This is a genomic window from Chryseobacterium elymi, from assembly GCF_003385495.1.
Classification (GTDB): domain Bacteria; phylum Bacteroidota; class Bacteroidia; order Flavobacteriales; family Weeksellaceae; genus Chryseobacterium; species Chryseobacterium elymi.
Genome location: NZ_QNUH01000006.1, coordinates 122,976 through 147,214, shown reverse-complemented (window position 1 = coordinate 147,214; position 24,239 = coordinate 122,976). Strand labels below are relative to the sequence as shown.

The following is a 24,239-nucleotide window of genomic DNA, read 5'->3' as shown; positions in this document are numbered from 1 at the left end:
AAGATTTGTAATTTTAAAAAATACATCGTATATTTAGATACTCAAACGATATAGAATATGGAAAGAAGTACGAGAGTATCGGTTTTTGAAAGTGACAAGCCTTCAGAAATCCAGTTAATAAAGTCTAAATTGGATGATGCACAAATTACAAACAGCGTCGAGAACAATTACCTTACTTTTACAACAACGCCTACGGCAACGTCATTAAAAATTATGGTAAAGCTGGAAGATGAGAAGAATGCATTTGAAGTTATAGACGCTTATCTTCAACAAAGTGAAAATCAATAAAACAATTTCATAATTTTAAATTTTACTACTTCGAACCGAAAATTAATTTTAATTAGTTTTCGGTTTTTTGATTCAAATAACATAATTATTTAAAAATTTAAGCATTTAAAATTTAAAGATGGAGAAATTTAGAATAGTGAATAGTGATCCCATTGACTGGATTATTCAATAGAGTCGGGCTTTATTAAAGTTAAAAAAGTCACCATTGGCTTTAGCTAAACTTAAATCTAAATATCCGAATCTTTAAATTTTAAATACTTAAATCATTCAATTCAATAAACAACTAACAATGAATTCAGAGGCCAAACTAAGAAAAGCAGAAATTGAAGACAGGGATGTAATTTGGGGAATTATCCAGCAATCCATTGAAAGAAGAAAGCATGACGGGAGCAACCAATGGCAGAACGGGTATCCCAATCTGGGAACCGTAGAAAGTGACATTGAAAAAGGCTTTGGTTACGTCTTTATCGTTGATGGTGAGATTGCCGTATATGCAGCGTTGATTTTAAATGATGAGCCGGCTTACAGTACTATTGAAGGAGCCTGGCTGAGTGACGGAGAATTTGTTGTTGTACATAGAGTGGCAGTCGATGAAAAATTTGCTGGCCAGGGTATGGTAAAAAAATTATTTGACCATATTGAAGATTTTACAAGATACCAGAAAATTCAAAGTATAAAAGTAGATACAAATTATGATAATATGGCCATGCTAAAAATCCTTGAAAGTAAGGGTTATTCCTATTGTGGTGAAGTACTTCTGGCCGATGGCATGAGAAAAGCCTATGAGAAGATTATAATTTAAGCTAAAAGTTAAATCCTGTTTCATTGAATTTTTAAAAGAATCTCTATTTATAAACTCTATCATGTTTGTTCGTTTAGTTCTGAACTAATTTCTACTTTTGTCAAAATTTTTATATTATGCACCAAAGTATAGAAATTGATGAAAAAATTTTTCAAGATGCTGTAAAATTTTACGGCACTGTTTTCAACCTACCGCCTTTAGCTTCAAAGATTTATGCTTACCTGCTTTTCGATTATGAGAAAGTGGGAATTACCTTTGACGAATTTGTGGAAGTACTTTCCGCGAGTAAAAGCTCCGTTTCTACCAGTATTTCATTACTGCTGAATGCGCAGCTGATTATTGATCACAACAAAATGGACGAGCGAAAACGTTATTTTTTCATCAATGATGAGTATAAAAAAATCAGATTTGAAAAAATTGTTCAAAAAATGGAGGACGAACTTAAACTATTGGATGACTTAAACAACTTTAAAAAAAATCATGATAATGAATACAACGAACGGATAGAAGCGTACAAAGCTCTCTTAAATAAGAACATAGAAAATATTCAGGAATCTCTTAATAAACTTTAAAATGAATAATAAGCTAGTTATACTTTCTATTGCAGCGTTTTCACTGACTGCTTGCAAAAAAGAAGCTCCAAAACAGGACGGACCAAAACCGTATCCTGTAGTTTCTGTGGAGTCTAAAAATATAGTGGGCTATCAGACCTTTCCGGCTACGATACAAGGAAGGGTAAATAATGATGTCCGCGCAAAAATTCAGGGATATATTACTCAGGTGCTGGTAGACGAAGGACAGTATGTCACAAAAGGACAGCCGCTGTTCCGTCTTGAAACCAATATCCTGACCGAAAATGCCGCAGCTTCCAAAGCCGGTATCGGTGCCGCAGAATCTACAATTGCCGCAGCACAGGCCTCTGTAAATGCAGCACAGGTAGAAGTCAATAAGCTGAAACCTCTTGTTGAGAAAAATATCATCAGTAGTGTACAGCTGCAGACAGCTCAGGCTAACCTGGCTCAGGCTCAGGCCCAGCTACAACAGGCGAATGCTGCAAAAAGACAGGCAGTTGCCAATTATAAGGGTGTAGAAGCCAATATCGAGTATTCTATCATCCGTGCTCCTATCTCCGGAGTAATCGGAAGACTTCCATTGAAAGTGGGAAGTTTGGTAGGACCTACTGATCAGGCAGCATTGACGACAATCTCCGATACTTCCGGGATTTTTGCCTATTTCTCAATGAATGAAAAAGAATATTTTGATTTCCTTGAAAAATCTCCGGGTGCATCCATGCCTGAAAAGATTAAAAACCTTCCGATGGTAGAACTGCAGCTGGCAAACGGAAGCCTTTATCCCGAAAAAGGAAGGATTGAAGCAATTACCGGACAGATTGACCCTACAACCGGGACAATCCAGTTCAGAGTAGCCTTCACGAATGCCCAAAAACTATTAAGCAATGGTAACAGCGGAACCATTAGATTTCCACAGCATTATGATAATGTATTGGTGGTGCCGGAAAGTGCAACTTACGAGCAGCAGGGTATTGTTTATGTTTACAAGGTAGACAAGGACACCGCTAAAAATGTTGTAGTAAATATCATAGACAGAATAGATAATCTGGCTCTTATAAAATCTGGTGTGAACAAAGGAGAAGTCATTGTTGCAGCAGGTATTGGAGGATTAAAACCGGGGACAGCCATTAAGAAAAAACCTGTCAAAATGGATAGCCTTGTTCAATCAATAAAACCGAAATTCTAAAAATGATTAAAAATTTTATTAACAGACCGGTTTTATCCACCGTTATATCAATTATTATTGTTATACTCGGTGTTTTAGGACTTATCTCGCTGCCGGTTACCCAGTACCCGGATATTGCGCCTCCTACAGTAAGTGTCTCTACGAACTATACAGGAGCCAATGCGGAAACTGTGATGAAAAGTGTTGTAGTACCTCTGGAAGAACAGATCAACGGAGTAGAAGGGATGGATTATATTACTTCCAGTGCCGGAAATGATGGTTCTGCACAGATTCAGGTTTTCTTTAAGCAGGGAATAGATCCGGATATTGCGGCCGTAAACGTACAGAACCGTGTGGCAAGAGCTACACCTCTTTTACCTTCCGAGGTAACACGTTCTGGGGTGGTAACGCAGAAACAGCAGACCAGTGCCCTGATGTACATGTCTTTCTATTCCGAAAACAAGGATCTGGATGATGTGTACCTTCAAAATTTCCTTAATATCAATATTATACCGAACCTTAAAAGGATCAATGGTGTAGGGGATGCCAACGTTTTCGGCGGTAAAAACTACTCCATGAGAATCTGGCTGGACCCTGCAAAAATGGCAGCCTACAGCATCACACCTACAGATGTTACCAATGCCATCAACGAACAGAGTAGAGAAGCAGCGGCAGGTTCTATAGGACAGAACAGTGGAAGCTCTTTTGAATATATCATCAAGTATGTTGGTAAATTCAATGATAAGGAGCAGTATGATAATATCATTATTAAATCTCTTGGAAACGGCCAGAGCCTAATGTTGAAAGATGTGGCTAAAGTAGAGCTTGCCGGCCAGTCTTATTCCGGTGTCGGAGAAAATGGGAACAACCCTTCCATCAGTATGGGAATTTTCCAGACCCCGGGATCCAATGCCCAGGAGATCATTAAAAATATTAAAGAATATCTGAAATCGGCCGAAGGTACATTTCCGGAAGGAGTTAAGTATACCTTTAACTTTGATACAAATGAATTCCTTGAAGCCTCTATTGAAAAAGTAGTACATACCCTGATCGAAGCTTTCATTCTTGTATTTATCGTTGTTTATATTTTCCTTCAGGATTTCAGATCTACCCTGATCCCTGCTATTGCAGTTCCGGTATCTATTGTGGGAGCGTTCTTCTTCCTGAATTTATTTGGATATTCACTAAACCTGTTAACCTTATTCGCATTGGTACTGGCTATTGGTATTGTGGTGGATGATGCGATTGTCGTCGTCGAGGCCGTCCATGCGAAAATGGAACATGGTATTGCGGATGCCAAGAAAGCAACCGTAGAAGCAATGGATGAAATCACAGGAGCTATTATTTCTATTACTTTGGTAATGGCAGCGGTATTTATTCCGGTAACTTTTATTACAGGTCCTACAGGAGTTTTCTATCAGCAGTTTGGGATTACTCTTATTATAGCGATCATTATTTCTGCGATCAACGCTTTGACACTGAGCCCGGTTTTATGTTCATTATTTTTAAAGCCTCACTCAGAACATCATAAAGAATATAGCAACCTCAATTTCCTTCAGAAATTCTTCTATAAATTTAATATTGCTTTCAAAACAGCCACTGAGCGTTATGGAAGAGGATTTGTATTCCTGTTGAGACATAAATGGGTAACTCTGATTATTTTCGCTGTTACCGGGGGAATTTTATTCTGGGCAAGCAGCACCATGAAAAAAGGCTTTGTACCTACAGAAGACAGGGGAATTATCTTTACAGACGTTCAGCTTCCTCCGGGAGCCTCTATGGAAAGAACATACAATGCTCTGAAGACACTTCAGGCCAATGCGATGAAAGTTCCGGGAGTACAGAATGTGACGATTTCCACCGGTAGAGGATTTCTGTCCGGAAACGGAAGTAATAACGGCCTTGCTTTCGTTAAGCTGAAACCGTTTGAAGAAAGGAAAAAAGACGGACAGACGTCAGAAGATATCACCAAAAAATTATTCGGAATTGTAGGCTCTGTTCCTGATGCCAAAGTCGTATTCTTTCAGCCGCCAAGTGTACCAGGATTTGGTAGCAGCGCTGGTTTTGAAATGGTACTGCTTGATAAATCCGGTGGAGACTATGCTGATCTGGATAATAAAACAAATGAATTCATTGGAAAGCTGATGGAAAGACCAGAAATTGAATTTGCCCAGACCTCATTCAATACAAAATATCCTCAGTACCAGATGGAGATCAATGTTCCTCTGACCAAACAGCTGGGAGTTTCCGTAAGTGATATTCTGGCTACCATGCAGGGATATATCGGAGGTATTTATACTGCCGACTTTACAAAGTATGGAAAGCAGTTCAGAGTTATGGTTCAGGCGCTTCCTGAAAACAGAAAAAATATTGAAAACCTGAACGAGCTCTATGTAAAAACTGGGTCAGGAGTAATGTCTCCTATTTCACAGTTCGTCACTCTGAAGAAAGCATACGGACCTCAGTCTGTAAGCCGTTACAACCTGTTTACTTCTGTGAAGGTTACAGGAGGAAATTCTGCAGGGTACAGTTCTGGAGATGCAATTACTGCCATACAGCAGGTAGCAGGTGAAACATTAAACCAAAATTATGCAGTTGAGTTTACCGGATTAACCAGAGAAGAATTAAATTCAGGATCTCAGACCCTTCTGATTTTCGGGTTAAGCTTAGTCTTTGTTTACTTTATTCTTTCTGCTCAGTATGAAAGTTATATTCTTCCGCTAATCGTTGTAATTTCTCTTCCTCTTGGGGTAATGGGAGCTTATTTCGGGCAGAAGATTATGGGCTTGGAAAACAACATTTACTTCCAGATTGCTCTGATCATGCTCGTGGGATTATTAGCGAAAAACGCAATTCTTATCGTTGAATTTGCGGTCCAGAGAAGACATCATGGTGAAACTATTGTCATGTCTGCGATCAATGCGGCTAAAGCCAGGGTGAGACCAATTTTGATGACCTCATTTGCTTTTATTTTCGGTTTATTGCCATTGGTTTTAGCGAGTGGAATTGGTGCAGTAGGTAACAGATCTATTGCAACGGGTGCCGCAATTGGATTATTAATAGGTACAATTTTAGGGCTATTTGTAATCCCTGTTTTGTATGTGATTTTCCAAACTTTACAAGAAAAAGTGAAACCGCTTAAAAAAGAAGAGATCAATTTAGCAGAATAAAATTAATTAGAGAAGTCAGAGGTTAGATAGTAGAAATTAGTTCCAATATCTAGCTTCTAACCTCTAATATCTAACTTCTAATTTCAAATAATGAAGAGTTTATTAAATATCATAAAAGGAATAACTTTTTCAGCTGTCATACTGGGTGCCATTACATCGTGCATGGTCAGAAAAGAGTATGAGAGACCGAAAAATGTTGTCGATGAAAAGCTTTTCCGTACAGATATGCTGCCTTCAGACAGTGCCAGCATTGGAGCTGTTTCATGGAAAGAAATTTTTACGGATCCTGTATTGCAGGGACATATTTCCAAAGCTTTAGAAAACAATTTAGATATCAGGATCGCCCTGCAAAGTATCGGTTCCGCAGAAGCGTACCTGAAACAGAGCAAAGCGGCCTACCAGCCGACTCTTTCCGTAGGTCCAAACTATACATTCCAGACGCAGTCTATCAATACCCAGTTTGGGCAGATCATTGGGGAAAGACGTTACGTCAACCAATTCGACATTACGGCAAGTATAGGATGGGAGGCAGATCTTTGGGGAAAATTAAAAGCTCAGGAAAAAGCACAGCTTGCTACTTATTTGGGAACTGTTGCCGCCCACAAAGCGGTTAAAAGTGATCTTGTAGCTTCTATAGCTTCTGCTTATTATCAGCTTTTAACGTTTGATGCTCAAAAAAGGATCATCAATGAAACGATTGCAGTAAGAGAAAAGAATTTAGAAACAACCAAGGCATTAAAAATTTCAGGAAATGTTACAGAAGTGGCTGTACAGCAGAGCGAGGCTCTTGTTTTTAATGCAAAATCTTTATTGATTGATATTGAGACCCAGACTCAGCTGCTTGAAAACACTATGAGCCTTCTGATGGGAGAGCCTTCTCATTCTATTGCAAGATCTACCCTGGAAACACAGAAGCTTCCAATTGATCTTAAATTAGGGTATCCGGCACAGTTATTAGCTAACCGTCCGGACGTTATGAGAGCGGAATATAATCTTATGAATGCCTTCGAACTGACCAATTCTGCAAAAGCTCAGTTTTATCCTACTTTGAAGCTTACAGGAAGCGGAGGGCTTCAGTCGGTAGACCTTGATCATTTATTCAGTGTAAATTCATTGTTTGCTAACGTAGTAGCCGGTCTTGCACAGCCGATTTTAAATAAAAGACAGATCCAGACGAACTATGATGTTAGTCTTGCCAACCGTGAAACGGCTTACCTGAATTTCAGAAAGACGGTTCTTACAGCCGGAAAAGAGGTTTCAGATGCAATCAGGGTATTTTCTGTTCAGGATTCCTTTATTGAGTTAAAACAAAAGGAGCTGGATGCCTATAAAAAATCCGTAGAATATTCTCAGGAACTTGTAAATTATGGAATGGCAAATTATCTTGAGGTACTGAATGCCAGTGTCAATTCTTTGAATGCGGAATTGAATATTTCCAATGCGGAATATAATAAAATGAAAGCTGCTGTAGAGCTGTACCAGGCCCTTGGTGGTGGCTGGAAATAATGATTTCATTTTGATCAATAATATAAACGTACATCTACTGGTGTACGTTTTTTATTGAAAACTGGTTGAAGTATAAAGTTAAAAATAATATAAAATAATAATTTCATTTGTATATACGTAGTAAACTACGTAGTTTTGTTATATAAAATAAAAGCCATATGAAAATACATATCCAGCAGCTAGATAATAGCTATTCTGACCAGCTTATTGACCTGATCCTTACTATCCAGCAGAAAGAATTTAATGTACCTATTACGATAGAAGATCAGCCCGATCTTAAAAAGATTGAGAACTTCTATATGGAATCCGGTGGCAGCTTTTGGGGAGCTTTTATAGAAGGAGAACTGGTAGGCTCCATAGCATTGGTTAAGTTTGATGAAAGGGAAGGAGCGGTAAGAAAGATGTTTGTGAAAAAAGAATTCAGAGGAAAAGAACTGAATATTGCACAGGAACTTCTGGAAGTTTTGATTTCTTTCTGTCGCGAGAATGGAATAGAAACGATATATTTAGGGACAGTTTCAATACTGAAAGCGGCAATCCGGTTTTATGAAAGAAATCATTTTTTACAGGTTAAAAAGGAAGATTTACCGGCCCGCTTTCCATTGATGAGTGCTGATAATGTTTTTTATTATTTAAATGTAAATCAGACTGTATGAATATAATAGATGAATCAGGCATACTGGCCATATCAACGAGGTTGCAGCGTCTCAGTGAGCAGCTCAGAAAAGATGGTGCTATGATCTATAAATCTTTCGGCATTGATTTTGAGCCTAAATGGTTTCCTGTCATTTTTACATTGCACCACAAAACAATGCTGAGCGTGGTAGAAATTGCAAACGAAATAGGGTACACACATCCTTCAACCATAAGTTTGCTAAAAGAGCTGGAAAAACAGAAGCTTATTCAATCCAAAAAAGATAAGCAGGATGAGCGCAGAAGACTGATCATACTGTCCCCAAAAGGTCTTGAGCTCATTGAAAAAATGAAACCGGTTTGGGAATTGGTCTCAAAAGTACTGGGAGAAATTGCAGATAATGAGAATCATCTTTTGGCAGCTATTAATGAAGCGGAGGAAAAAATTGCAATGCAGTCTTTTTACCAGCGTGCTATGCAGATGAAGAAGGAAGGCTGAATCATTTGAATATCAGCAATTTGTTAAATATCATATTCATTTTTTGTGACTGAATCGCTTCATATATTGATGGGCAGGGAGAAAATTTAGTACGAATTCTGATAAAAAAGGAGAAAAAATATTTGGATATGTAGTTTAAATACTTACTTTTGTACCGCTTTAAAAAAGTAAGGGGAATTAGCTCATCTGGCTAGAGCGTTAGACTGGCAGTCTAAAGGTGACGGGTTCGATCCCCGTATTCTCCACAAAGCGAATAATATCTTATTAAGAACGCTTAAAAAGCTTTTAAATCCTGGAATTCTTCGGAATTCCAGGATTTTCATTTTATATGAAATCATTCATTCCTAAAAAAGTCTAAAATTTTCCGTCAATTTTAGGGGGCTGCCAATAGCTGTGAAAAATACTGCAATTAAATTAATGCTATACGGGTATGTCAGTATAGTATTTAAGCCTAAAAACTTGATCTGAGAGGAATTTAATTCGATATTAATGTAATATTAATCGGATTATGATTAAAAAACCTTAACAAACTATTTCTAAATTCAGGAAGAAAATAAAAAAATGCTGATTTTCAGTTAATTACATATAATAAGTACCTTGTTGGTACCTTTGTTTTTTGCGTAAATTGGAATATTTTTAGTGATTTGTAGAAGAAACACATCAGCAAACCCTTACTATAATACTAATTGAGATGAAAGAAAAAAGAATATGGTAATGCCCTCTTGTGCCAATTTATTTTCCCGGAATTCACAAGCGAAACATCAATACAATAACTAGCCGGATTTATCCTGCCACTGGTTAAGGTAATACAATTCTAGAAACAGATACAATGAAAAAAAATGCTATTATTTTTGTGGCCATACTGGCCTCTACCTTCTCATTTGCCCAAGTTGGTATAAAAACTCAGACTCCAGCGGCAAGCCTTCATATAGAACCGACGAGTATTTCATCTCCTACCGGAATGGATGGAATTTTAATTCCCAGGGTGAAATTATTTCCCATTGCCCAGGCAAAAGGCCATACAGTTTTTTTATTTCAGCACGCCACGCTTCCCGATGGTTTTTATTATTGGGATGGTACAGACTGGGTTTCTTTTCTTAGTAATTTTAATCGTCTCTATGATGATGCCATTTATGTGATAACGGGAAGCGGATATTCTGCATCTGGAAATACAGAAAACAATGTACAATTCAGTACATTAAAGGCTTATGACACTACCGGCTTTTCTGTTTCAGGTAATCAGATTACTGTAGGGAAGAGCGGAACCTATCTGGTCAGCTTTAATTCAGCATTAAAAAAAGCAGTAAGTACTGCCAACGAAAACAGGGCAATCTATACTTACAGAATCAAAAAGAACGGAACAACAGTTCTGACAACTTCTAATTCATTAACTAATGAAGGAACAACAGCAACGAGTGTTGCCCTTAGCGGAATTTTAGAATTGGCTCAGAATGATGTGATAAGAGTGACCATACAAAAGACTACGGAAACAGGAAGCACTGTTTATACCGGGTATGGCACCAATTGTATAACCATGACTTACCTGAATGACTAAATTAATGCTTAATACTATGAAAAAGATAACTATATTTTTTTTAATCCTATCCTTAGAAAGTTTATATGCTCAAAAAGGGGTAGGTATAAATACAAGTGCTCCACAGTCTTTGTTGGATATTCGTGCAAAAAATACTGATACTCCGGAAAATTCCGCAGGTATATTATTTCCTGTCGTCAGCCGTTTTTCAGTTGCTGATCCAGTACAGAATCAGAATGCGATGTTGGTGTTTTTAGATAATATCGGGACCGGTACAGCTGGTTTTGAGGGCTATTATTTTTGGGATGATAACAAAAAATTATGGCAGTATATCTTCCAGACCAAGATTTTAGGCAAGAATCTCTTTAAAACAATTGCTTCGGGAAGTGGCTTTCCGGTAATTGCTAGTGGAGATGCGAATATCAATATCTGGTTTAAAGCCCCATTCACAACATTGGAAGCACCGGATGCAAATTATACATTACAAAACGGAGATATTATTGTTGGAAAAACAGGAAGGTATTCATTATTCTTCACTGGCGGAGTATATAAAAATGCTGGCGATCTTGGTGCAACAACAACAGAAGTGGGTGTTTTTATAAATAATGGGGCTACTCCTGTACTTATAGCAAAATCACCTTTACCATCAGCCGATAATGCTAAAAGAAGTACGAACCATACTATTTCTGATATAATCACATTGACGAAAGGACAGAGAATCTCTGTACAAACAAGAAGAACCAATTCCTGTAATACTGCAGTTGGTCCGGAGTCAGTTTATAGCCTAACCTTATCTTATTTAGATTAATGATTATGAAAAATATAATTTCAACTTTACTTATAGCGGGTAATTTCTTTTGTTTTGGTTTTCTGAGCTCTCAGGTAGGGGTTAATACCAATACACCCAAAACCACATTGGAAATCAGGACAGCTGATAAAGATAATCCTTTAAGCAATGAGGGAGTGATTATTCCCAGAGTAACCTCGCTGAATGTAACCAATGCCAAAGAGCACGGGTTACTGGTTTTTCTTGATTTTGAAGATCCTCTTACGGAGACTATTGAAAGGGGATTTTACTGGTGGAACAATACAAGTAATATGTGGATTCCATTTTTCTCTATGAATAAGATGACACAGGATAAAACCATTACTTATATAAGTTGTAAGAATGCATTTGATGAAGGGGCACTTACTTCTGTATCAACTAATTTAAGAACCCTTGGTTTTGACAGTAATACCCTTATCGCCAATGATACAGGCAACTTTGAGGTCAATGCCTCAGGAGAACTGGTTGTAAAAAAAGCTGGAACCTATCACGTACAAGCTGTGATCTCACTTCATAGCGTGAATAATGGTGTGAATGCTGCCAGAGATGCCTATGAAGGGATGGTTTTAGTAAATGGTGCAGAACCTGTTCCTAATCTCCGGACTGCGTACGGGTTTCCCAGCGGATCAACAGTTTTTGACAGCAATACAGCTATATCTGGATTCGTAACTTTAAATGTAAATGACAGGATCCGATTCTCGATCAACAGGTATTACAGAGATTCCAGCTTTACAGATCCCGCTACAATTACCCCTAATGGTACCCTTTCTAACCTTACTTTACGGTACATGGGAAGTTTTTAAGATGGAGCCGGAATGGGAAGAGCTGGTTTGAAAAACCGGATGGTATTGCTTTTATTAATGATACTATCAGAACATAATGATTACAGAATTGTTTTACAGGGAAATCCCTATTTCTTACAATAAATGAGTGGACTTGATTTTCTTCTTACTGAACTCAGTTTTGCAAGTCCATTAAAAGCTTCTAAATGCGTTTCGGTTGAGCAGTCTTTTTAGTTCTCAGAAGATAAATCTGCCGAATAGTAACTTTGTAATTCCTTACAGTTTTAGAAATATTTTTTTATCTCCGGATTTTCCGGAGATTTTTTTTAGTATAAAATAAAGAACAAAAATTAACAGAGGAAAAAAGTGCAATTCAAAACGAAAGCCATCCATTGTTTAGCGTGAAGAATTAAGACAACTTTGTACTATCAAAAAATAACAACAACTCAATATTTAAAGAACATGAGAAATTTAATTTTAACCATCGGATTATTCACAACATTAATGTCCGGAACCGCTTATGCACAACAATCTGGAGTGACACGCACAGATCTTCAAAGACATACTATTGAAGCTGCAGGCTATGAAACTATTCAGGCGCGTATAGATCTGGAACCGGGCACATCTGTCGGTATGCATTCCCATCCCGGAGAAGAAGTTATTTATGTGCTTGAAGGTATATTTGAATACCAGTTGGAAGGTGAGGATCCTGTAATTCTCAAAGCTGGTGAAGTACTTTTTGTTCCTGCCGGAAAGAACCATTCCGCAAAGAATATTGGTGCGGTGAAAGCCTCGGAACTCGCCACATACATTGTCAGAAAAGATAAGCCCCTGCTCTTATTCAAAAAATAACCGGTTTAATCAAAAACCTACTGGGATATTGAGGTTAAAGCTGAACTTTAATTTCATTTGAAAGCTCGTATTTGATATAAAAAAGGATATTAATGAATGGCGTGATAAACTGTGTCAATGGGTAATTCTTAACTTATAGGGTAAGGATTACCCATTTGTATTATGCAAATTGGTAAACAGTCAATTTTAGAGATTAAAAACCGACCAAAACAGGGAAAAATAAGTAGCATTGCTGACTTATAATTTATTAATTTTACAAACAGATGTTTACACAAAGAAATTAACAACAATCTTTCAAATCCTACAATGATAAAGGAATTTTCATACAAAAAATTTGGTAATCTGGAATTCAGCAAAACCTCAATTCAAAACGATTCTCTTACAACAATAAATGAACATATCAAAGTTCTGTTTATTCCCCAAAATGCTATTATTCAGGTGGATTTTCAGGAAATAGAAATGAAAACCGACACCTTGTTGTTCATTAATCCTCACGTCATTTTAAAGCCCTGTGAAACCGTCGGAGGTCAGCTAATGCATTTTAACAGAGACTTTTATTGTGTGGAAATTCACGATCAGGAAGTAGCGTGCGATGGTATATTGTACAATAATGTATTTGAAATCCCTTTTATAAATTTAAACGAAGAACAGTCCGTTGAGATTCAAAAGATCATCAGTGATATCCAGTCTGAACTGAAGGATGAAGATTCCGGTACAGAAGAGATGTTAAGGACGCTATTAAAATTAATTATTCTGAAATCTACCCGAATCTGGAAACAGCAGCATCAATTATCCGACAAGGAGCAGCAGGCTGATGTTCAGTTTTTAAGAAAGTTTAGCAAATTGGTCGAACAACATTATAAAACGCTTCATACCGTTGCGGATTATGCAGATTTGCTGTGCGTTACCCCGAAAAATTTGAGTAAAAAAATAGGATTAGTGAGCAAGGACACTCCCAATGAAATTATAAAAAACCGCATTATTCTTGAAAGTAAAAGGCTTTTGGCACATACAACAATGAACGTGAAAGAAATTGCCTATAGTCTGAATTATGAAGACGATGCTTACTTTGTCCGCTTTTTCACAAAACATGTAGGGATATCACCAACCAGCTTCAGAAAACAGTTTTAAAGACCATCTTTTATATAAAAACCCAAAAGCACGATCTGTCAGATTGTGCTTTTTTTATGTACCCTAAATCCCTGAAGAGAGTTTTGAATTTTCACAAAACCCGATTAGGTGAAAAAGTGCAATTCAAAGCGAAAATCATCCATTGATGAGCCTTTAAGATTACCCCAACTTTGCAGTAACAAAAACAAAGTAATAACAATTAAATAGTAAAGACATGAACAAGTTTACAGTAAAAGACGGAACAGAAATTTATTTCAAAGACCTGGGTGAAGGACAGCCGATATTCTTTCATCACGGATGGCCATTATCATCTGATGACTGGGATGCACAAATGATGTTTTTCCTTGGAAAAGGCTTTCGGGTGATTTCTCATGACAGAAGAGGGCATGGAAGATCTACCCAAACATATAAGGGTAACGATATGGATACTTATGCTGCAGATGTAGCAGAATTGGTTGATTTCCTGGATCTGAAGGATGCTATCCATGTAGGACATTCAACCGGTGGAGGCGAAGCCATAAGATATGCTGCACAATATGGTAAGAATCGGGTTGCTAAAGTTGTTTTAATAAGCGCTGTAACACCTTATATGATAGCCGATACAAACAATCCTGACGGAGTTCCACTTGCTGTCTTTGACGATATCCGACATAACACCCTGCATAACAGACAGCAGTTCTATCAGGATCTTACGATACCGTTTTATGGCTACAACAGGAAAGATGCTACTATAAAGAAAGGAATACAGGATAACTGGTGGCGACAAGGAATGATGGGAGGTATAAAAGCTCAATATGATTGTATTAAGGTTTTTTCTGAGACGGATTTTACGGAAGACCTGAAAAGTGTAGAAATACCTGTTCTGCTTCTTCATGGGGATGATGATCAAATTGTTCCTTATGCGACAACAGCAGTAAAGGCCACAGAAATTCTGAAAAACAGTAAACTGATTATTTATCCGGGTTTCTCACACGGTATGCCAACAATTAATGCTGATGTAATTAATGAAGATATCTTATCATTTATAAAAGGATAAAATTTAACTGGAAAAAAATGCAATTCAAAGCGAAAACTGTCCATTGATGCGCCTTTAAAATTACCCCAATTTTGTACTATCAAAAAATAACAACAACTCAATATTTAAAGATCATGAAAAATTTAATTCTATCAATCGTATTATTTACAACACTAATTTCCAGCCATGTATTTTCACAAACTAAAAGAACGCCCGGATCCTTTGGAAGGGAAGAATATATTGAAGTAGAAAAGAATGTGCGGCTTCATGTAACCGACCTTGGTGAGGGTGAGCCTATTGTTTTAATTCACGGATGGCCATTGAGCGATGCCATGTATGAATATCAATATGCCGATTTTATTCAAAAGGGCTACCGGGTGATCGGGATTACGTTAAGAGGATTCGGATTATCCGATAAACCTGGAGGAAAGTATAACTATGATGTTTTTGCAGATGATATCAAAGTTGTTTTAGACAAATTGGAAATTAAGAATGCAACCATAGGCGGATTTTCCATGGGAGGGGCAACAGTCATTCATTATGTAGCCAAATATAATGCGGCCCATGTTTCCAAAATGGCATTGTTTGGAGCAGCAGCACCTATCTGGACAAAACGTGCGGACTTTAATTATGGTTTATGGACCAAAGAGGACGTCAACGGACTGATTAATCTTAACAATACAAACCGTCCAGAGCTATTCGCTACATTCGGTAAAATCTTTCCTGCAAATGATACCAGTGTATCTCAAGGACATGGTGCATGGTTAGGAAATATTCAGGCTCAGGCATCACCTTACGCAATGGCAGAAGGACTAAAAACTTTAAGAGACAGTGACTTGCGTAATGACTTGAAGAAAATAACAATTCCAACACTGATCTTACACGGTAAGTTAGATAAAATCTGTTCCTACGACCTTGCTGAACAAATGAAAGATTTACTTAAAAATGCCACTTTGGTGCCTTTCGAAAAAAGCGGTCATGCACTTTTCATCGAGGAACTGGAAAAATTTAATACCGAATTATTCAACTTTATCAAAAAGTAATTGAGAAGAGGTTAGTTTGCAAAAGCTAACTTCTTTTTTATCCATAAAATCAAGTAACATGAGCAAATTTATATTTTTCCTGTTTTCGCTGACATTGGTGTCATGTAGTATAAAAAAAGGAATTGGAACAGTAAAACATACTGATTTATCAAAACCAATAGGCCCTTATAGCCATTCAGCCAGTTATGAGAATCTGATATTTGTTTCAGGTCAAATCGGCTTAGATCAAAAAACAAACAGTTTAAAACCGGGAATTGATGAACAGACAGTTCAGATTTTTGAAAACTTAAAGATTATCCTTGAGGACAATCATTCCGATTTTGAACATATCACAAAAACAACCATTTTTATTACCGATATGAACCATTTTGAAATAGTCAATAAAATATATAGCCAATATTTTCATAATCGTTTCCCCGCAAGAAGCACTATTGAAGTAGCATCTTTACCTCGAAGCGCAAGTATAGAAATTGAATGTATAGCTGTTAGGAAAAGACGCTAATTATAAAACGAGACAGTCTTGGTTTTTCAAACTTCAAGATATGAGTTATGAGGGATATATGTACTGTGGGTTTTCAAAGACACAGAAATATTTTTTAATCATGGGAGATCAAGGAATAAACATTTATAAAAAGAATCTTTAAAATGAAGTTTATATTATTTTAGAGCGAAATAATAGAATATAAACGAAGTTTCTGGTTACGTGTAGACCTATTATCAGAAATTATGAACTCTCCGTATGCGTATGTTTGGAACGATCCTGTTAACTTTGCAGATACTTTCTCTGAGTTGAGGATATATAATTTGACATATTACCTAGTCTAAAATTGCTAAAAAAAATAATGGATAACCGGACTTAGTAATCCAAATTATCCATTATCTGAGCCATAAAATTCTAATCCGGTTTATCTTGTTGTATAACCGCCATTTGCAAAAATAGTCTGTCCGGTAATCCACCAGCCGTCAGTCACTAAAAATTCTACCAGCGGAGCGATGTCATTAATATTTGTCAAGCCACCTAATGCTGATGCTGATTTGTGATAAGCTACCGCATCTTCACTTTCCTGTCCATAGAAGAAAGGCGTATCCATTGGGCCTGGAGCAACAGCTGTTACAGAAATTCCTCTGGCTCCGAATTCCTTAGAAGCTGCTCTTGTAAAATGCTCTACCGGGGCCTTGGCACCTGCATAAGTAGAATATAAGCCTGTGTAAGCAGCCAGCAATGAAGTTACAATAGTACAGATCTTACCGTTATCATTCAGTTTTTTACCGGCTTCCTGTAAAAAGAAATAAGCTGATTTAGAGTTGATTCCGAACATTCTATCATATTCTTCTTCAGTAGTTTCTGTAAACGGTTTTTTCAATACCATACCCACTGTGTTGATGGCAACATCAATACCTCCAAATTTAGCAATAGCTTCATCAAAGAATTGTGTAACGTTTTCCACTTTGGTGAGGTCACCCTGAAATAGAAATGCTTCCGCACCTAAAGCCTGAACATCAGATAAAGTTTTTTCACTTTCTGCTCTAGAGCTTTCACTGTTGTAATGTATGGCAAGTTTTGCTCCTTTAGCAGCAAAATCTCTGCTTAATAATCCTCCCAGGTTTTTACCTCCTCCGGCAATTAATACAACTTTTCCCTGTAAATCATTTTTTGACATAATATTGTTTTTTTAATTTTTATACTATACAAATATGGCCATTTAGTTATGTCTAAACATGGTGAACTTTTCAGAAGTTGTTAGAAATTCCGAATTTATTTGATTCTGCATGAAGTTAAATTCTGTGATCATTGAGAATCTGATTCAACTGAAACGTACACCCCAGTGGCTAAAAAATTATAGTTTACATTTTTTAATATTGATGCGAATTGCTTTAATAATGTTTAAAGATACAGTCGGGCAGATTGTTTTCTGGTTCCATGTTTTGCTATATTAAGTTAAAATTGTTACGGGATCTGTTTTACCGGTGGTCTTAGGAGACATGCCATTTCCCGGAATGACTCACGAAAGTAGACGGTTAGATTGGGAAAATACACCACACCGAAAGCAGTCAAATATTATCCTGATAGAAATCGCAACTGGATAAAAAGTCCTATCTCAAAGTAAAATTCAACAGGATTTTATTGCTTTTAGAAACGAAAATTACTCCGGAATTATTTACGGAAAGATATCAGGAGATATGCCATAGTATTAATAATTTTGTTGACAGACAGATCGATTTTAAACATTAGTGATCGCCTTTATATGATTATCTATAAATCTTGATTAAAAACTAAAATTATTGCATTCTCTCAAAAAAAAATAGCCACATTGATTAATGGGCTATTTTTATTTTTATGAAAATTTTGTTTAGTTACTTCTTGAGCGTGATATAGATAAAAGATAGACCAGATGGGCAAACATGCTTCTTTTCACAGACTCTACCTTGATATCACCTGTTGTCTGATTGATTGTGGTTACAAGATCTGCATTGCATTGTCCGGAAAAAGATCCGCTTCCCAAATAGTTGGCCGCATTGGCAACAGGGTAGGAAATTCTGGGATAGTCAGGAGCAACCTGTTCAGCAGCTGTTATTCCGCCTACATAACCTTTGTTATCAATAAAGCGGGCATCCCAGGTTCCTACAAACTGCCCGTTAACCGTGTTAATGGTTTGTCCTACTACAATTTGAGTATCTACAGCCCTAGTAAAGCCTGCGCATGAGCTATAATGATTTACACTAACCGTGCAGGAAGAAGCATTATCAGTAGGTTGGAAACATTTTCCTTCATAAACGGTCAGCCTTTGTTCAGAAGGAGACATAGAAGTGTTTAATAGTGCTTTCGGAGAGAAAATCTCTTCAGGTGAAACTAATATTAAAACTCCCTGTGGATCTGCTGCAACTATTTTTCTTTCTGCATTGGCCAATCCTCTGACCCTAGCCAGTCCGTTGACATCCAGAGTGTGGGAAGGAGATTCTGTATTAATCCCAACTTGGGATTTTAAATTGCAGGATAAAACGACGGCAGCAAAAAGTATTATTCCTTTTTTCATCTTATTTATTTGAATTTTAATGGTTATTATATTTTTCACTAAAGTAAGAAATATTTATAATTTTGAAAACAAATTTGTATTAATTATTTTTTATAGGAAAAAAATAATTAAAATTTGAATAATGTAATAAATAGTTATATACTTACCGTCGAACCAATGAAAGGGTGCGCCTATTTCTAGCGTTTTACTGTGTAATTGCTCGTTTCCATTTAGTAAATAATTGTATTTTAGCCGAAATGTGCAACTTATTCATAAAAATATAAACAGCTGATTAAAATTCAGATAATCTGAATGAAAAAAATTAGTAGATTTGCACGGAACAGACCTAAACACTGATTCAGTTTTCTATTGCTAAAATAGAAGATGAATAAATTAACAATAAAAATTTGATTAGCTTATAAACTATTAGAAACTATGAAGAAACTTTTTTTACTTCTTTTAACAGCTTTTTTATTTATCGGATGCAGTTCTGATGATGATACTATTTATGATTATATAGGAACATGGTCGGGAAAATATACCGGAAGCGATGACGGGACCTGGAATCTTGTAGTTGCCAGTGACGGAAAAGTAACCGGAACAATGCATTCTACAGTCAATGACGAAAATTATAACATTTCCGGAAATTTAACTGATACGGGAGATCTTACTGCTGTAATCGGGCTTCCTTCCGATGGAGAATTCAAAGGAACCCTTTCAAGAGAAAAAAATGGAAACGGAAACTGGTCAAACGCTGTTCCTACACCGGCTAGATCCGGAACCTGGACAGGAAACAAACAATAAACAGAAAGCCTGCGGATCAAACTGCAGGCTTTTTTATTTCAATAAATCCCATATGGGTAATTTCTTTTTCCTTTCTAAGCGCTAAAAAACAAATCAGGGGCCAGGTATCCTGGAAATGTTTTTTAAAACGGATTTCTTTTTCCTGCTTTATCAGAAGCTTTTCTTCAAAATATTCAGCAGAGTATATTTCCAGATCAGGACATATAGAGACAATTCCTATTTCATCTGTTGACAGTTGATTGGCTATATTCAGAATCATTCCTTCCTTTCCTTCAAAAGCAAAATTTTCATTACTGAAATTTTCTTTATTCCCAAATTTAAATTCCTTGAGAAGTGTCATTCCTCTTTCAGTAAGAAGTCCTTTGTGTACCGTTCTTTTTCCCTTTTCTGAAACCGTATCCAAATCTTTGATCTCGGTCATCAGCTTTGCAAATCTTTGGTAGAGCAAAGGTTCATTACACTCTTTTATATAGCTTTCAATACAGTTTCGTATCGTTTTACCAGCTTTCGAACAGTGCCCGAATTCAGAACTGTTCTGCCTTACTTTTTCATAAGAAGGACTTTTTTTGAAAGCCGTTTTATTAAATCCACTTTTCTTCCGTACCACATTTTTTCCGTTCAGACTGTAAAAAACCAGATCGCCTAAGCCGCCTTTAATCTTTATCAAACTTTCGTACGTTGCCATATCACAAAATTGATTCAAATATACTAATAAATATATGTAATCATAATTTTAACATATGTTTATTATATAGTTGTAGTATAGTTATATCATAATTAATATATAAAATGTATATTTGCTGTATAATTAGTTACTTTATTTAAAATCAGATGACTATGATACCGGGATTATTTGAAAAAAACTTAAGAATAAAGCAGCTTTCCGTTCTTATGATTGCTTCTGCTATTGCGGTTTCCTGTGGATCATCAAAGAATGTGTCCTTTAGAAAAAATGCAGGGAATAAAACTATTACAAAAGCTGAAAATCTAAGAAAATTAGATTCTAAATTTGATGGTAATATTTCCCGATCCATCAGTGATATCCTAAAGGACGCCGAAAAATATCTCGGAACTCCTTATAGATTCGGAGGAAATACACCTTCAGGTTTTGACTGTTCCGGATTTACCGTAAAAGTTTTTGAAGAAAATGATTTCTCACTCCCACGAAGATCATCAGACCAGGCCAGTGCCGGTAAAAAGATAGACATCAAAGAAGTAAAGCCGGGAGATCTCCTCTTCTTTGCAACAGCCGGAGGAAGCAGAGTTTCCCATGTAGGTATTGTTCATGACATTGGGGCAGACGGAGAAGTGAAATTCATCCATGCGTCCACTTCAAAAGGAGTGATTATCTCTTCATTGAACGAAAAATACTGGAATAAGGCCTATCTCCACGCTCAGAGAGTATTATAATAAGGCTAGCTTATGGAAAACCGGACCTTTGCGTTTATTAAAACAGATAAAAAACTGGTAAAGCTTTTCTTCAAAGACATTACCATTATAAAAGGTCTGGGGAATTATGTGGAGATCAATACCGTATTCAACAAAAAATACATCTATTACAAAGCCCTTAAAGATCTTATAGAAAGCCTTCCCGATGAATTTATGAGAGTTCACAATTCATATATCGTCAACTTAACGAATATTGACTATTTTGAGGATAACCGGCTTGTTTGTCAGGACCAGAAAATTGCCGTGGCAAAAAAGCTATAAAGATTGTCTTGTTACAACATTAAATAAAATGATGCTCTGAAAACTCACATCAGGAAAGTACTGATCCAAATAATATTTCCGTCATACTGCATAATAAATTGGTTAAACTGTTTTATTCATTTTAGATTCGTGGAAAAATCAACAATGAACAAAGACAAAGCTCTACATTACGTCAACCATCACAACCTTATCTGGATGGTTACCATTAACGACAGAATTTTTGTCAGATCATGGGGACTTGCAGAGAAAAGCTGGTACAATACCTTTTTACAAGATCCAAAAGGTCAAATTAGATGTGGAGAAGAAGTATTCCATATAAAAGCACGTATTCCGGATGATCTCATAGATCTTACCTCAGATATTAATACCGCTTATTTAACAAAATATAATACAGGTTCAAACCTTAAATATTCAAAAGGAATTATTCAGCAAAAACATGTTGAAAAGACCATGGAATTCATAATCTGTGAATAAAGTATTATAAGAAACACTAAATTATGACAACTTATGGCCTTTGACTGAACTTGTATACTAAAGCAATCTTTTGTACTTTTGACCTTCAGAACTGTGGAAATCTGCAGGGATAATTTATATTAAAATCAAACAAGAAACATGTCGTTACAACAAACTATTGAAAACATTTGGGATAATAGAGATTTATTACAGAACGAAGACAGCCAGAAGGCAATAAGAGAGGTTGTTTCCTTATTGGATTCAGGAGAGCTTCGTGTGGCTGAGCCTACGGAAAACGGATGGCAGGTGAATGAATGGGTAAAGAAAGCCGTAGTAATGTATTTCCCGATTCAGAAGATGGAAACTATTGAAGTAGGTCCGTTTGAATTTCATGACAAAATTCCTTTGAAGAGAAATTATGCTGAAAAAGGAGTAAGAGTTGTACCGCATGCGATTGCAAGAGAAGGATCTTTCGTTGCTTCAGGAGTGATTTTGATGCCGTCTTACGTAAATATCGGGGCTTATGTAGATTCAGGAACTATGGTTGATACCTGGGCAACAGTAGGAAGCTGTGCACAGATCGGTAAAAATGTTCACCTGAGTGGTGGAGTTGGTATCGGTGGTGTATTGGAGCCTTTACAGGCAGCTCCTGTTATCATTGAAGATGATTGCTTCATCGGTTCAAGATGTATTGTTGTAGAAGGTGTTCACGTAGAAAAAGAAGCTGTATTGGGAGCTAATGTTGTGCTGACTGCTTCTACAAAAATTATTGATGTTACAGGTGACCAGCCTGTTGAGATCAAAGGAAGAGTTCCTGCCCGTTCAGTGGTAATCCCGGGAAGCTACACAAAACAGTATCCTGCAGGAGAATATCAGGTTCCATGTGCATTGATTATCGGCCAGAGAAAAGAATCTACAGATAAAAAAACATCTCTTAATGATGCTTTAAGAGAGAATAATGTAGCTGTATAAGCTGTGTTTTCTCTAAATTTTAAAGTTTCATTTTAAAATTTATATAATAAACCCTGAATAGTCATTTAGGGTTTATTTTATTTATACCTTTAAACAGTTAAAAAAGCTTATTAAAAACTTTGATATGAAAATTGCCTTCGATGCAAAACGTTTTTTTCACAATACGTCCGGATTGGGCAATTATTCAAGAGACCTTGTCAGGATTCTTTCTCAATACTATCCTGAAAACGAATATCTGCTGCTGAACAAAAACAGTTCAGAGAGAGGTAAAGAAATCCTGGAAAAACCGAATGTCCGGTTTGTATCTACCTCAAAAGGAAATCTTTCCCGCCAGTTTAAAATGGGGAAAGATGCCCAAAAAGAAGGAGCAGATATATTTCATGGTCTTTCCGGTGAGCTTCCGTTGAAATGGGGAAAAGAACCTATCAAAAAAATAGTTACGATCCATGATCTGATCTTTATGAGATATCCGCAGTATTATTCCTTTTTTGATCGAAAAATACACTTGTGGAAATTTAAAAAAGCAGCTTTTTCAGCAGATAAGATCATTGCTATTTCAGAACAGACCAAAAGAGACATTGTCACCTATTTGAAAGTCCCAGAAAGCAAAATTGAAGTTATTTATCAGGGATGCCACAAAGCTTTTAAAGAACAGCAGTCCAATGAATTTATACAGGAGGTAAAAGACAAATTCAATCTTCCGGAACGATATATTTTAAATGTTGGAACCATCGAAGACCGCAAAAACCTGCTCAACATCGTTAAAGGAATCAGCGGAACAGATATTCCGTTAGTTGTTGTTGGAAGAAAGACTAACTACTACAAAAAAGTAGAAGCTTTTATCAGGAAGAACAAAATGGAAAAACAGGTAATTTTTCTGGAAGGGGTTTCCATGGATGAACTGGCTGTAATCTACAAACTGGCAGACATTTTTGTGTATCCAAGCTTTTTCGAAGGCTTTGGAATTCCCGTAATAGAAGCACTTTTTTCAAAGACAGTGACAATTACAAGCAATGCCAGCTGTCTTCCGGAAGCAGGAGGAAAAGACTCTGTTTATATCGATCCGTCCAATTATCTCGATATCGGTGCCAAAATAAAATTTCTCTGGGAAAATGAATCCGAAAGAAAGCGCCGTGCAGAAAAGAGTTTCGAATTTGTTCAGAAATTTAATGACGAACCTATCGCAAAGCAATTGATGGGTCTCTACAAAAAAAATCTGTAAAAAAACTTTGCAGTTTAAAAATAAATCCTACATTTGTACCACAATTCAAAACAATGAAACCGAATTTTTTAACACTTCATCATTACTATCATCATCTCTGCTAAGACGGAATTGATTGATAGAAACATGTGTTAAAATCAAAAAATAATTAAAACCGTCTGAGTAAACAGGCGGTTTTTTTGTTTCCCGGATTCTTCCGGAAGTATTCACAGATCAGTTTTTGTTTACTCAGATTTATCTTAAAAT

At 36.5% G+C, this 24,239-nt stretch carries 25 protein-coding genes and 1 tRNA gene; 23 read left to right on the top strand and 3 right to left on the bottom strand.

What is annotated here, in order from left to right:
- Window positions 1-57 precede the first annotated feature (57 nt).
- The 17 genes from DRF60_RS08915 to DRF60_RS08835 all read left to right on the top strand — a co-directional run bounded on the left by DRF60_RS08915 (window position 58) and on the right by DRF60_RS08835 (window position 16,320).
- Window positions 58-288, top strand: coding sequence for a DUF2007 domain-containing protein (locus DRF60_RS08915; protein WP_111953226.1), 231 nt, complete (start codon window positions 58-60; stop codon window positions 286-288).
- 289 nt (window positions 289-577) lie between these two features.
- On the top strand, window positions 578-1,090 hold the full coding sequence (locus DRF60_RS08910; RefSeq protein WP_116011750.1) for a GNAT family N-acetyltransferase: 513 nt from the start codon (window positions 578-580) through the stop codon (window positions 1,088-1,090).
- 116 nt (window positions 1,091-1,206) lie between these two features.
- Window positions 1,207-1,662, top strand: a complete 456-nt coding sequence (locus DRF60_RS08905; RefSeq protein ID WP_116011749.1) for a transcriptional regulator — start codon at window positions 1,207-1,209, stop codon at window positions 1,660-1,662.
- Window position 1,663: 1 nt separating this feature from the next.
- A complete protein-coding gene (locus tag DRF60_RS08900; protein WP_116011748.1) occupies window positions 1,664-2,848 on the top strand; it encodes an efflux RND transporter periplasmic adaptor subunit in 1,185 nt (394 codons plus the stop codon).
- Between the two features lie 2 nt (window positions 2,849-2,850).
- Complete coding sequence (locus DRF60_RS08895; RefSeq protein WP_116011747.1) at window positions 2,851-5,997, top strand: efflux RND transporter permease subunit; 3,147 nt, start codon at window positions 2,851-2,853, stop codon at window positions 5,995-5,997.
- Window positions 5,998-6,087: 90 nt separating this feature from the next.
- Window positions 6,088-7,503 (top strand): efflux transporter outer membrane subunit, encoded by a 1,416-nt coding sequence (locus DRF60_RS08890; protein ID WP_116011746.1) that lies wholly within the window; start codon window positions 6,088-6,090, stop codon window positions 7,501-7,503.
- A 158-nt stretch (window positions 7,504-7,661) separates the two neighbouring features.
- Entirely contained in the window at window positions 7,662-8,159 is a 498-nt protein-coding gene (locus tag DRF60_RS08885) for a GNAT family N-acetyltransferase (RefSeq protein ID WP_116011745.1), read from the top strand.
- Window positions 8,156-8,635, top strand: coding sequence for a MarR family winged helix-turn-helix transcriptional regulator (locus DRF60_RS08880; protein WP_116011744.1), 480 nt, complete (start codon window positions 8,156-8,158; stop codon window positions 8,633-8,635). The genes DRF60_RS08885 and DRF60_RS08880 overlap by 4 nt, the downstream gene beginning before the upstream one ends.
- A 171-nt stretch (window positions 8,636-8,806) precedes the next feature.
- Window positions 8,807-8,880 (top strand) — tRNA-Ala (locus tag DRF60_RS08875).
- Window positions 8,881-9,464: 584 nt separating this feature from the next.
- Window positions 9,465-10,190 carry a hypothetical protein gene (locus DRF60_RS08870; RefSeq protein WP_116011743.1) on the top strand — a complete coding sequence of 242 codons (726 nt, stop codon included), beginning with the start codon at window positions 9,465-9,467 and terminating at the stop codon, window positions 10,188-10,190.
- The gene (locus tag DRF60_RS08865; RefSeq protein WP_116011742.1) at window positions 10,183-10,977 is read left to right on the top strand and encodes a hypothetical protein; all 795 of its coding nucleotides are present in this window, start codon (window positions 10,183-10,185) and stop codon (window positions 10,975-10,977) included. Before DRF60_RS08870 ends, DRF60_RS08865 begins: the two co-directional genes overlap by 8 nt.
- Window positions 10,978-10,982: 5 nt before the next feature.
- On the top strand, window positions 10,983-11,798 hold the full coding sequence (locus DRF60_RS08860; RefSeq protein WP_123902659.1) for a hypothetical protein: 816 nt from the start codon (window positions 10,983-10,985) through the stop codon (window positions 11,796-11,798).
- A gap of 441 nt (window positions 11,799-12,239) precedes the next feature.
- On the top strand, window positions 12,240-12,629 hold the full coding sequence (locus DRF60_RS08855) for a cupin domain-containing protein (protein WP_116011740.1): 390 nt from the start codon (window positions 12,240-12,242) through the stop codon (window positions 12,627-12,629).
- A 306-nt stretch (window positions 12,630-12,935) separates the two neighbouring features.
- Window positions 12,936-13,760: a helix-turn-helix domain-containing protein gene (locus tag DRF60_RS08850; protein WP_116011739.1), complete on the top strand. Its 825-nt coding sequence runs from the start codon at window positions 12,936-12,938 to the stop codon at window positions 13,758-13,760.
- Window positions 13,761-13,974: 214 nt separating this feature from the next.
- The gene (locus tag DRF60_RS08845) at window positions 13,975-14,796 is read left to right on the top strand and encodes an alpha/beta fold hydrolase (RefSeq protein WP_116011738.1); all 822 of its coding nucleotides are present in this window, start codon (window positions 13,975-13,977) and stop codon (window positions 14,794-14,796) included.
- Between the two features lie 113 nt (window positions 14,797-14,909).
- Entirely contained in the window at window positions 14,910-15,818 is a 909-nt protein-coding gene (locus DRF60_RS08840) for an alpha/beta fold hydrolase (protein ID WP_116011737.1), read from the top strand.
- Between the two features lie 58 nt (window positions 15,819-15,876).
- A complete protein-coding gene (locus DRF60_RS08835) occupies window positions 15,877-16,320 on the top strand; it encodes a Rid family detoxifying hydrolase (RefSeq protein ID WP_116011736.1) in 444 nt (147 codons plus the stop codon).
- Between the two features lie 403 nt (window positions 16,321-16,723).
- Here the strand turns inward: DRF60_RS08835 and DRF60_RS08830 are convergent, their stop codons facing one another.
- Window positions 16,724-17,479, bottom strand: coding sequence for an SDR family oxidoreductase (locus DRF60_RS08830; RefSeq protein ID WP_116011735.1), 756 nt, complete (start codon window positions 17,477-17,479; stop codon window positions 16,724-16,726).
- 690 nt (window positions 17,480-18,169) lie between these two features.
- Window positions 18,170-18,853 carry a hypothetical protein gene (locus DRF60_RS08825; protein ID WP_116011734.1) on the bottom strand — a complete coding sequence of 228 codons (684 nt, stop codon included), beginning with the start codon at window positions 18,851-18,853 and terminating at the stop codon, window positions 18,170-18,172.
- Window positions 18,854-19,267: 414 nt separating this feature from the next.
- On the opposite strand from DRF60_RS08825, the gene DRF60_RS08820 reads away from it, so the two are divergent.
- A complete protein-coding gene (locus DRF60_RS08820) occupies window positions 19,268-19,636 on the top strand; it encodes a hypothetical protein (protein ID WP_116011733.1) in 369 nt (122 codons plus the stop codon).
- 16 nt (window positions 19,637-19,652) lie between these two features.
- Here the strand turns inward: DRF60_RS08820 and DRF60_RS08815 are convergent, their stop codons facing one another.
- The gene (locus DRF60_RS08815) at window positions 19,653-20,321 is read right to left on the bottom strand and encodes a hypothetical protein (protein WP_116011732.1); all 669 of its coding nucleotides are present in this window, start codon (window positions 20,319-20,321) and stop codon (window positions 19,653-19,655) included.
- Between the two features lie 152 nt (window positions 20,322-20,473).
- On the opposite strand from DRF60_RS08815, the gene DRF60_RS08810 reads away from it, so the two are divergent.
- The 5 genes from DRF60_RS08810 to DRF60_RS08790 all read left to right on the top strand — a co-directional run bounded on the left by DRF60_RS08810 (window position 20,474) and on the right by DRF60_RS08790 (window position 23,993).
- Window positions 20,474-21,046: a C40 family peptidase gene (locus DRF60_RS08810; RefSeq protein ID WP_116011881.1), complete on the top strand. Its 573-nt coding sequence runs from the start codon at window positions 20,474-20,476 to the stop codon at window positions 21,044-21,046.
- A gap of 12 nt (window positions 21,047-21,058) precedes the next feature.
- Window positions 21,059-21,346 carry a LytR/AlgR family response regulator transcription factor gene (locus DRF60_RS08805; protein ID WP_238640130.1) on the top strand — a complete coding sequence of 96 codons (288 nt, stop codon included), beginning with the start codon at window positions 21,059-21,061 and terminating at the stop codon, window positions 21,344-21,346.
- Between the two features lie 144 nt (window positions 21,347-21,490).
- Window positions 21,491-21,820 carry a DUF2255 family protein gene (locus tag DRF60_RS08800; RefSeq protein ID WP_116011731.1) on the top strand — a complete coding sequence of 110 codons (330 nt, stop codon included), beginning with the start codon at window positions 21,491-21,493 and terminating at the stop codon, window positions 21,818-21,820.
- Window positions 21,821-21,958: 138 nt separating this feature from the next.
- Entirely contained in the window at window positions 21,959-22,771 is an 813-nt protein-coding gene (locus tag DRF60_RS08795; RefSeq protein ID WP_116011730.1) for a 2,3,4,5-tetrahydropyridine-2,6-dicarboxylate N-succinyltransferase, read from the top strand.
- A gap of 124 nt (window positions 22,772-22,895) precedes the next feature.
- A complete protein-coding gene (locus tag DRF60_RS08790) occupies window positions 22,896-23,993 on the top strand; it encodes a glycosyltransferase family 4 protein (protein WP_116011729.1) in 1,098 nt (365 codons plus the stop codon).
- Window positions 23,994-24,239 lie beyond the last annotated feature (246 nt).

Bases quoted from the DNA above. Each gene is read 5' to 3' on its own strand.
- DRF60_RS08860 (WP_123902659.1), top strand. From the start codon at position 10,983: ATGAAAAATATAATTTCAACTTTACTTATAGCGGGTAATTTCTTTTGT.
- DRF60_RS08825 (WP_116011734.1), bottom strand. From the start codon at position 18,853: ATGAAAAAAGGAATAATACTTTTTGCTGCCGTCGTTTTATCCTGCAAT.
- DRF60_RS08805 (WP_238640130.1), top strand. From the start codon at position 21,059: ATGGAAAACCGGACCTTTGCGTTTATTAAAACAGATAAAAAACTGGTA.
- DRF60_RS08855 (WP_116011740.1), top strand. From the start codon at position 12,240: ATGAGAAATTTAATTTTAACCATCGGATTATTCACAACATTAATGTCC.
- DRF60_RS08910 (WP_116011750.1), top strand. From the start codon at position 578: ATGAATTCAGAGGCCAAACTAAGAAAAGCAGAAATTGAAGACAGGGAT.
- DRF60_RS08845 (WP_116011738.1), top strand. From the start codon at position 13,975: ATGAACAAGTTTACAGTAAAAGACGGAACAGAAATTTATTTCAAAGAC.
- DRF60_RS08810 (WP_116011881.1), top strand. From the start codon at position 20,474: ATGATACCGGGATTATTTGAAAAAAACTTAAGAATAAAGCAGCTTTCC.
- DRF60_RS08795 (WP_116011730.1), top strand. From the start codon at position 21,959: ATGTCGTTACAACAAACTATTGAAAACATTTGGGATAATAGAGATTTA.
- DRF60_RS08915 (WP_111953226.1), top strand. From the start codon at position 58: ATGGAAAGAAGTACGAGAGTATCGGTTTTTGAAAGTGACAAGCCTTCA.
- DRF60_RS08790 (WP_116011729.1), top strand. From the start codon at position 22,896: ATGAAAATTGCCTTCGATGCAAAACGTTTTTTTCACAATACGTCCGGA.
- DRF60_RS08830 (WP_116011735.1), bottom strand. From the start codon at position 17,479: ATGTCAAAAAATGATTTACAGGGAAAAGTTGTATTAATTGCCGGAGGA.
- DRF60_RS08885 (WP_116011745.1), top strand. From the start codon at position 7,662: ATGAAAATACATATCCAGCAGCTAGATAATAGCTATTCTGACCAGCTT.
- DRF60_RS08870 (WP_116011743.1), top strand. From the start codon at position 9,465: ATGAAAAAAAATGCTATTATTTTTGTGGCCATACTGGCCTCTACCTTC.
- DRF60_RS08835 (WP_116011736.1), top strand. From the start codon at position 15,877: ATGAGCAAATTTATATTTTTCCTGTTTTCGCTGACATTGGTGTCATGT.
- DRF60_RS08890 (WP_116011746.1), top strand. From the start codon at position 6,088: ATGAAGAGTTTATTAAATATCATAAAAGGAATAACTTTTTCAGCTGTC.
- DRF60_RS08865 (WP_116011742.1), top strand. From the start codon at position 10,183: ATGACTAAATTAATGCTTAATACTATGAAAAAGATAACTATATTTTTT.
- DRF60_RS08880 (WP_116011744.1), top strand. From the start codon at position 8,156: ATGAATATAATAGATGAATCAGGCATACTGGCCATATCAACGAGGTTG.
- DRF60_RS08840 (WP_116011737.1), top strand. From the start codon at position 14,910: ATGAAAAATTTAATTCTATCAATCGTATTATTTACAACACTAATTTCC.
- DRF60_RS08800 (WP_116011731.1), top strand. From the start codon at position 21,491: ATGAACAAAGACAAAGCTCTACATTACGTCAACCATCACAACCTTATC.
- DRF60_RS08815 (WP_116011732.1), bottom strand. From the start codon at position 20,321: ATGGCAACGTACGAAAGTTTGATAAAGATTAAAGGCGGCTTAGGCGAT.
- DRF60_RS08820 (WP_116011733.1), top strand. From the start codon at position 19,268: ATGAAGAAACTTTTTTTACTTCTTTTAACAGCTTTTTTATTTATCGGA.
- DRF60_RS08905 (WP_116011749.1), top strand. From the start codon at position 1,207: ATGCACCAAAGTATAGAAATTGATGAAAAAATTTTTCAAGATGCTGTA.
- DRF60_RS08900 (WP_116011748.1), top strand. From the start codon at position 1,664: ATGAATAATAAGCTAGTTATACTTTCTATTGCAGCGTTTTCACTGACT.
- DRF60_RS08850 (WP_116011739.1), top strand. From the start codon at position 12,936: ATGATAAAGGAATTTTCATACAAAAAATTTGGTAATCTGGAATTCAGC.
- DRF60_RS08895 (WP_116011747.1), top strand. From the start codon at position 2,851: ATGATTAAAAATTTTATTAACAGACCGGTTTTATCCACCGTTATATCA.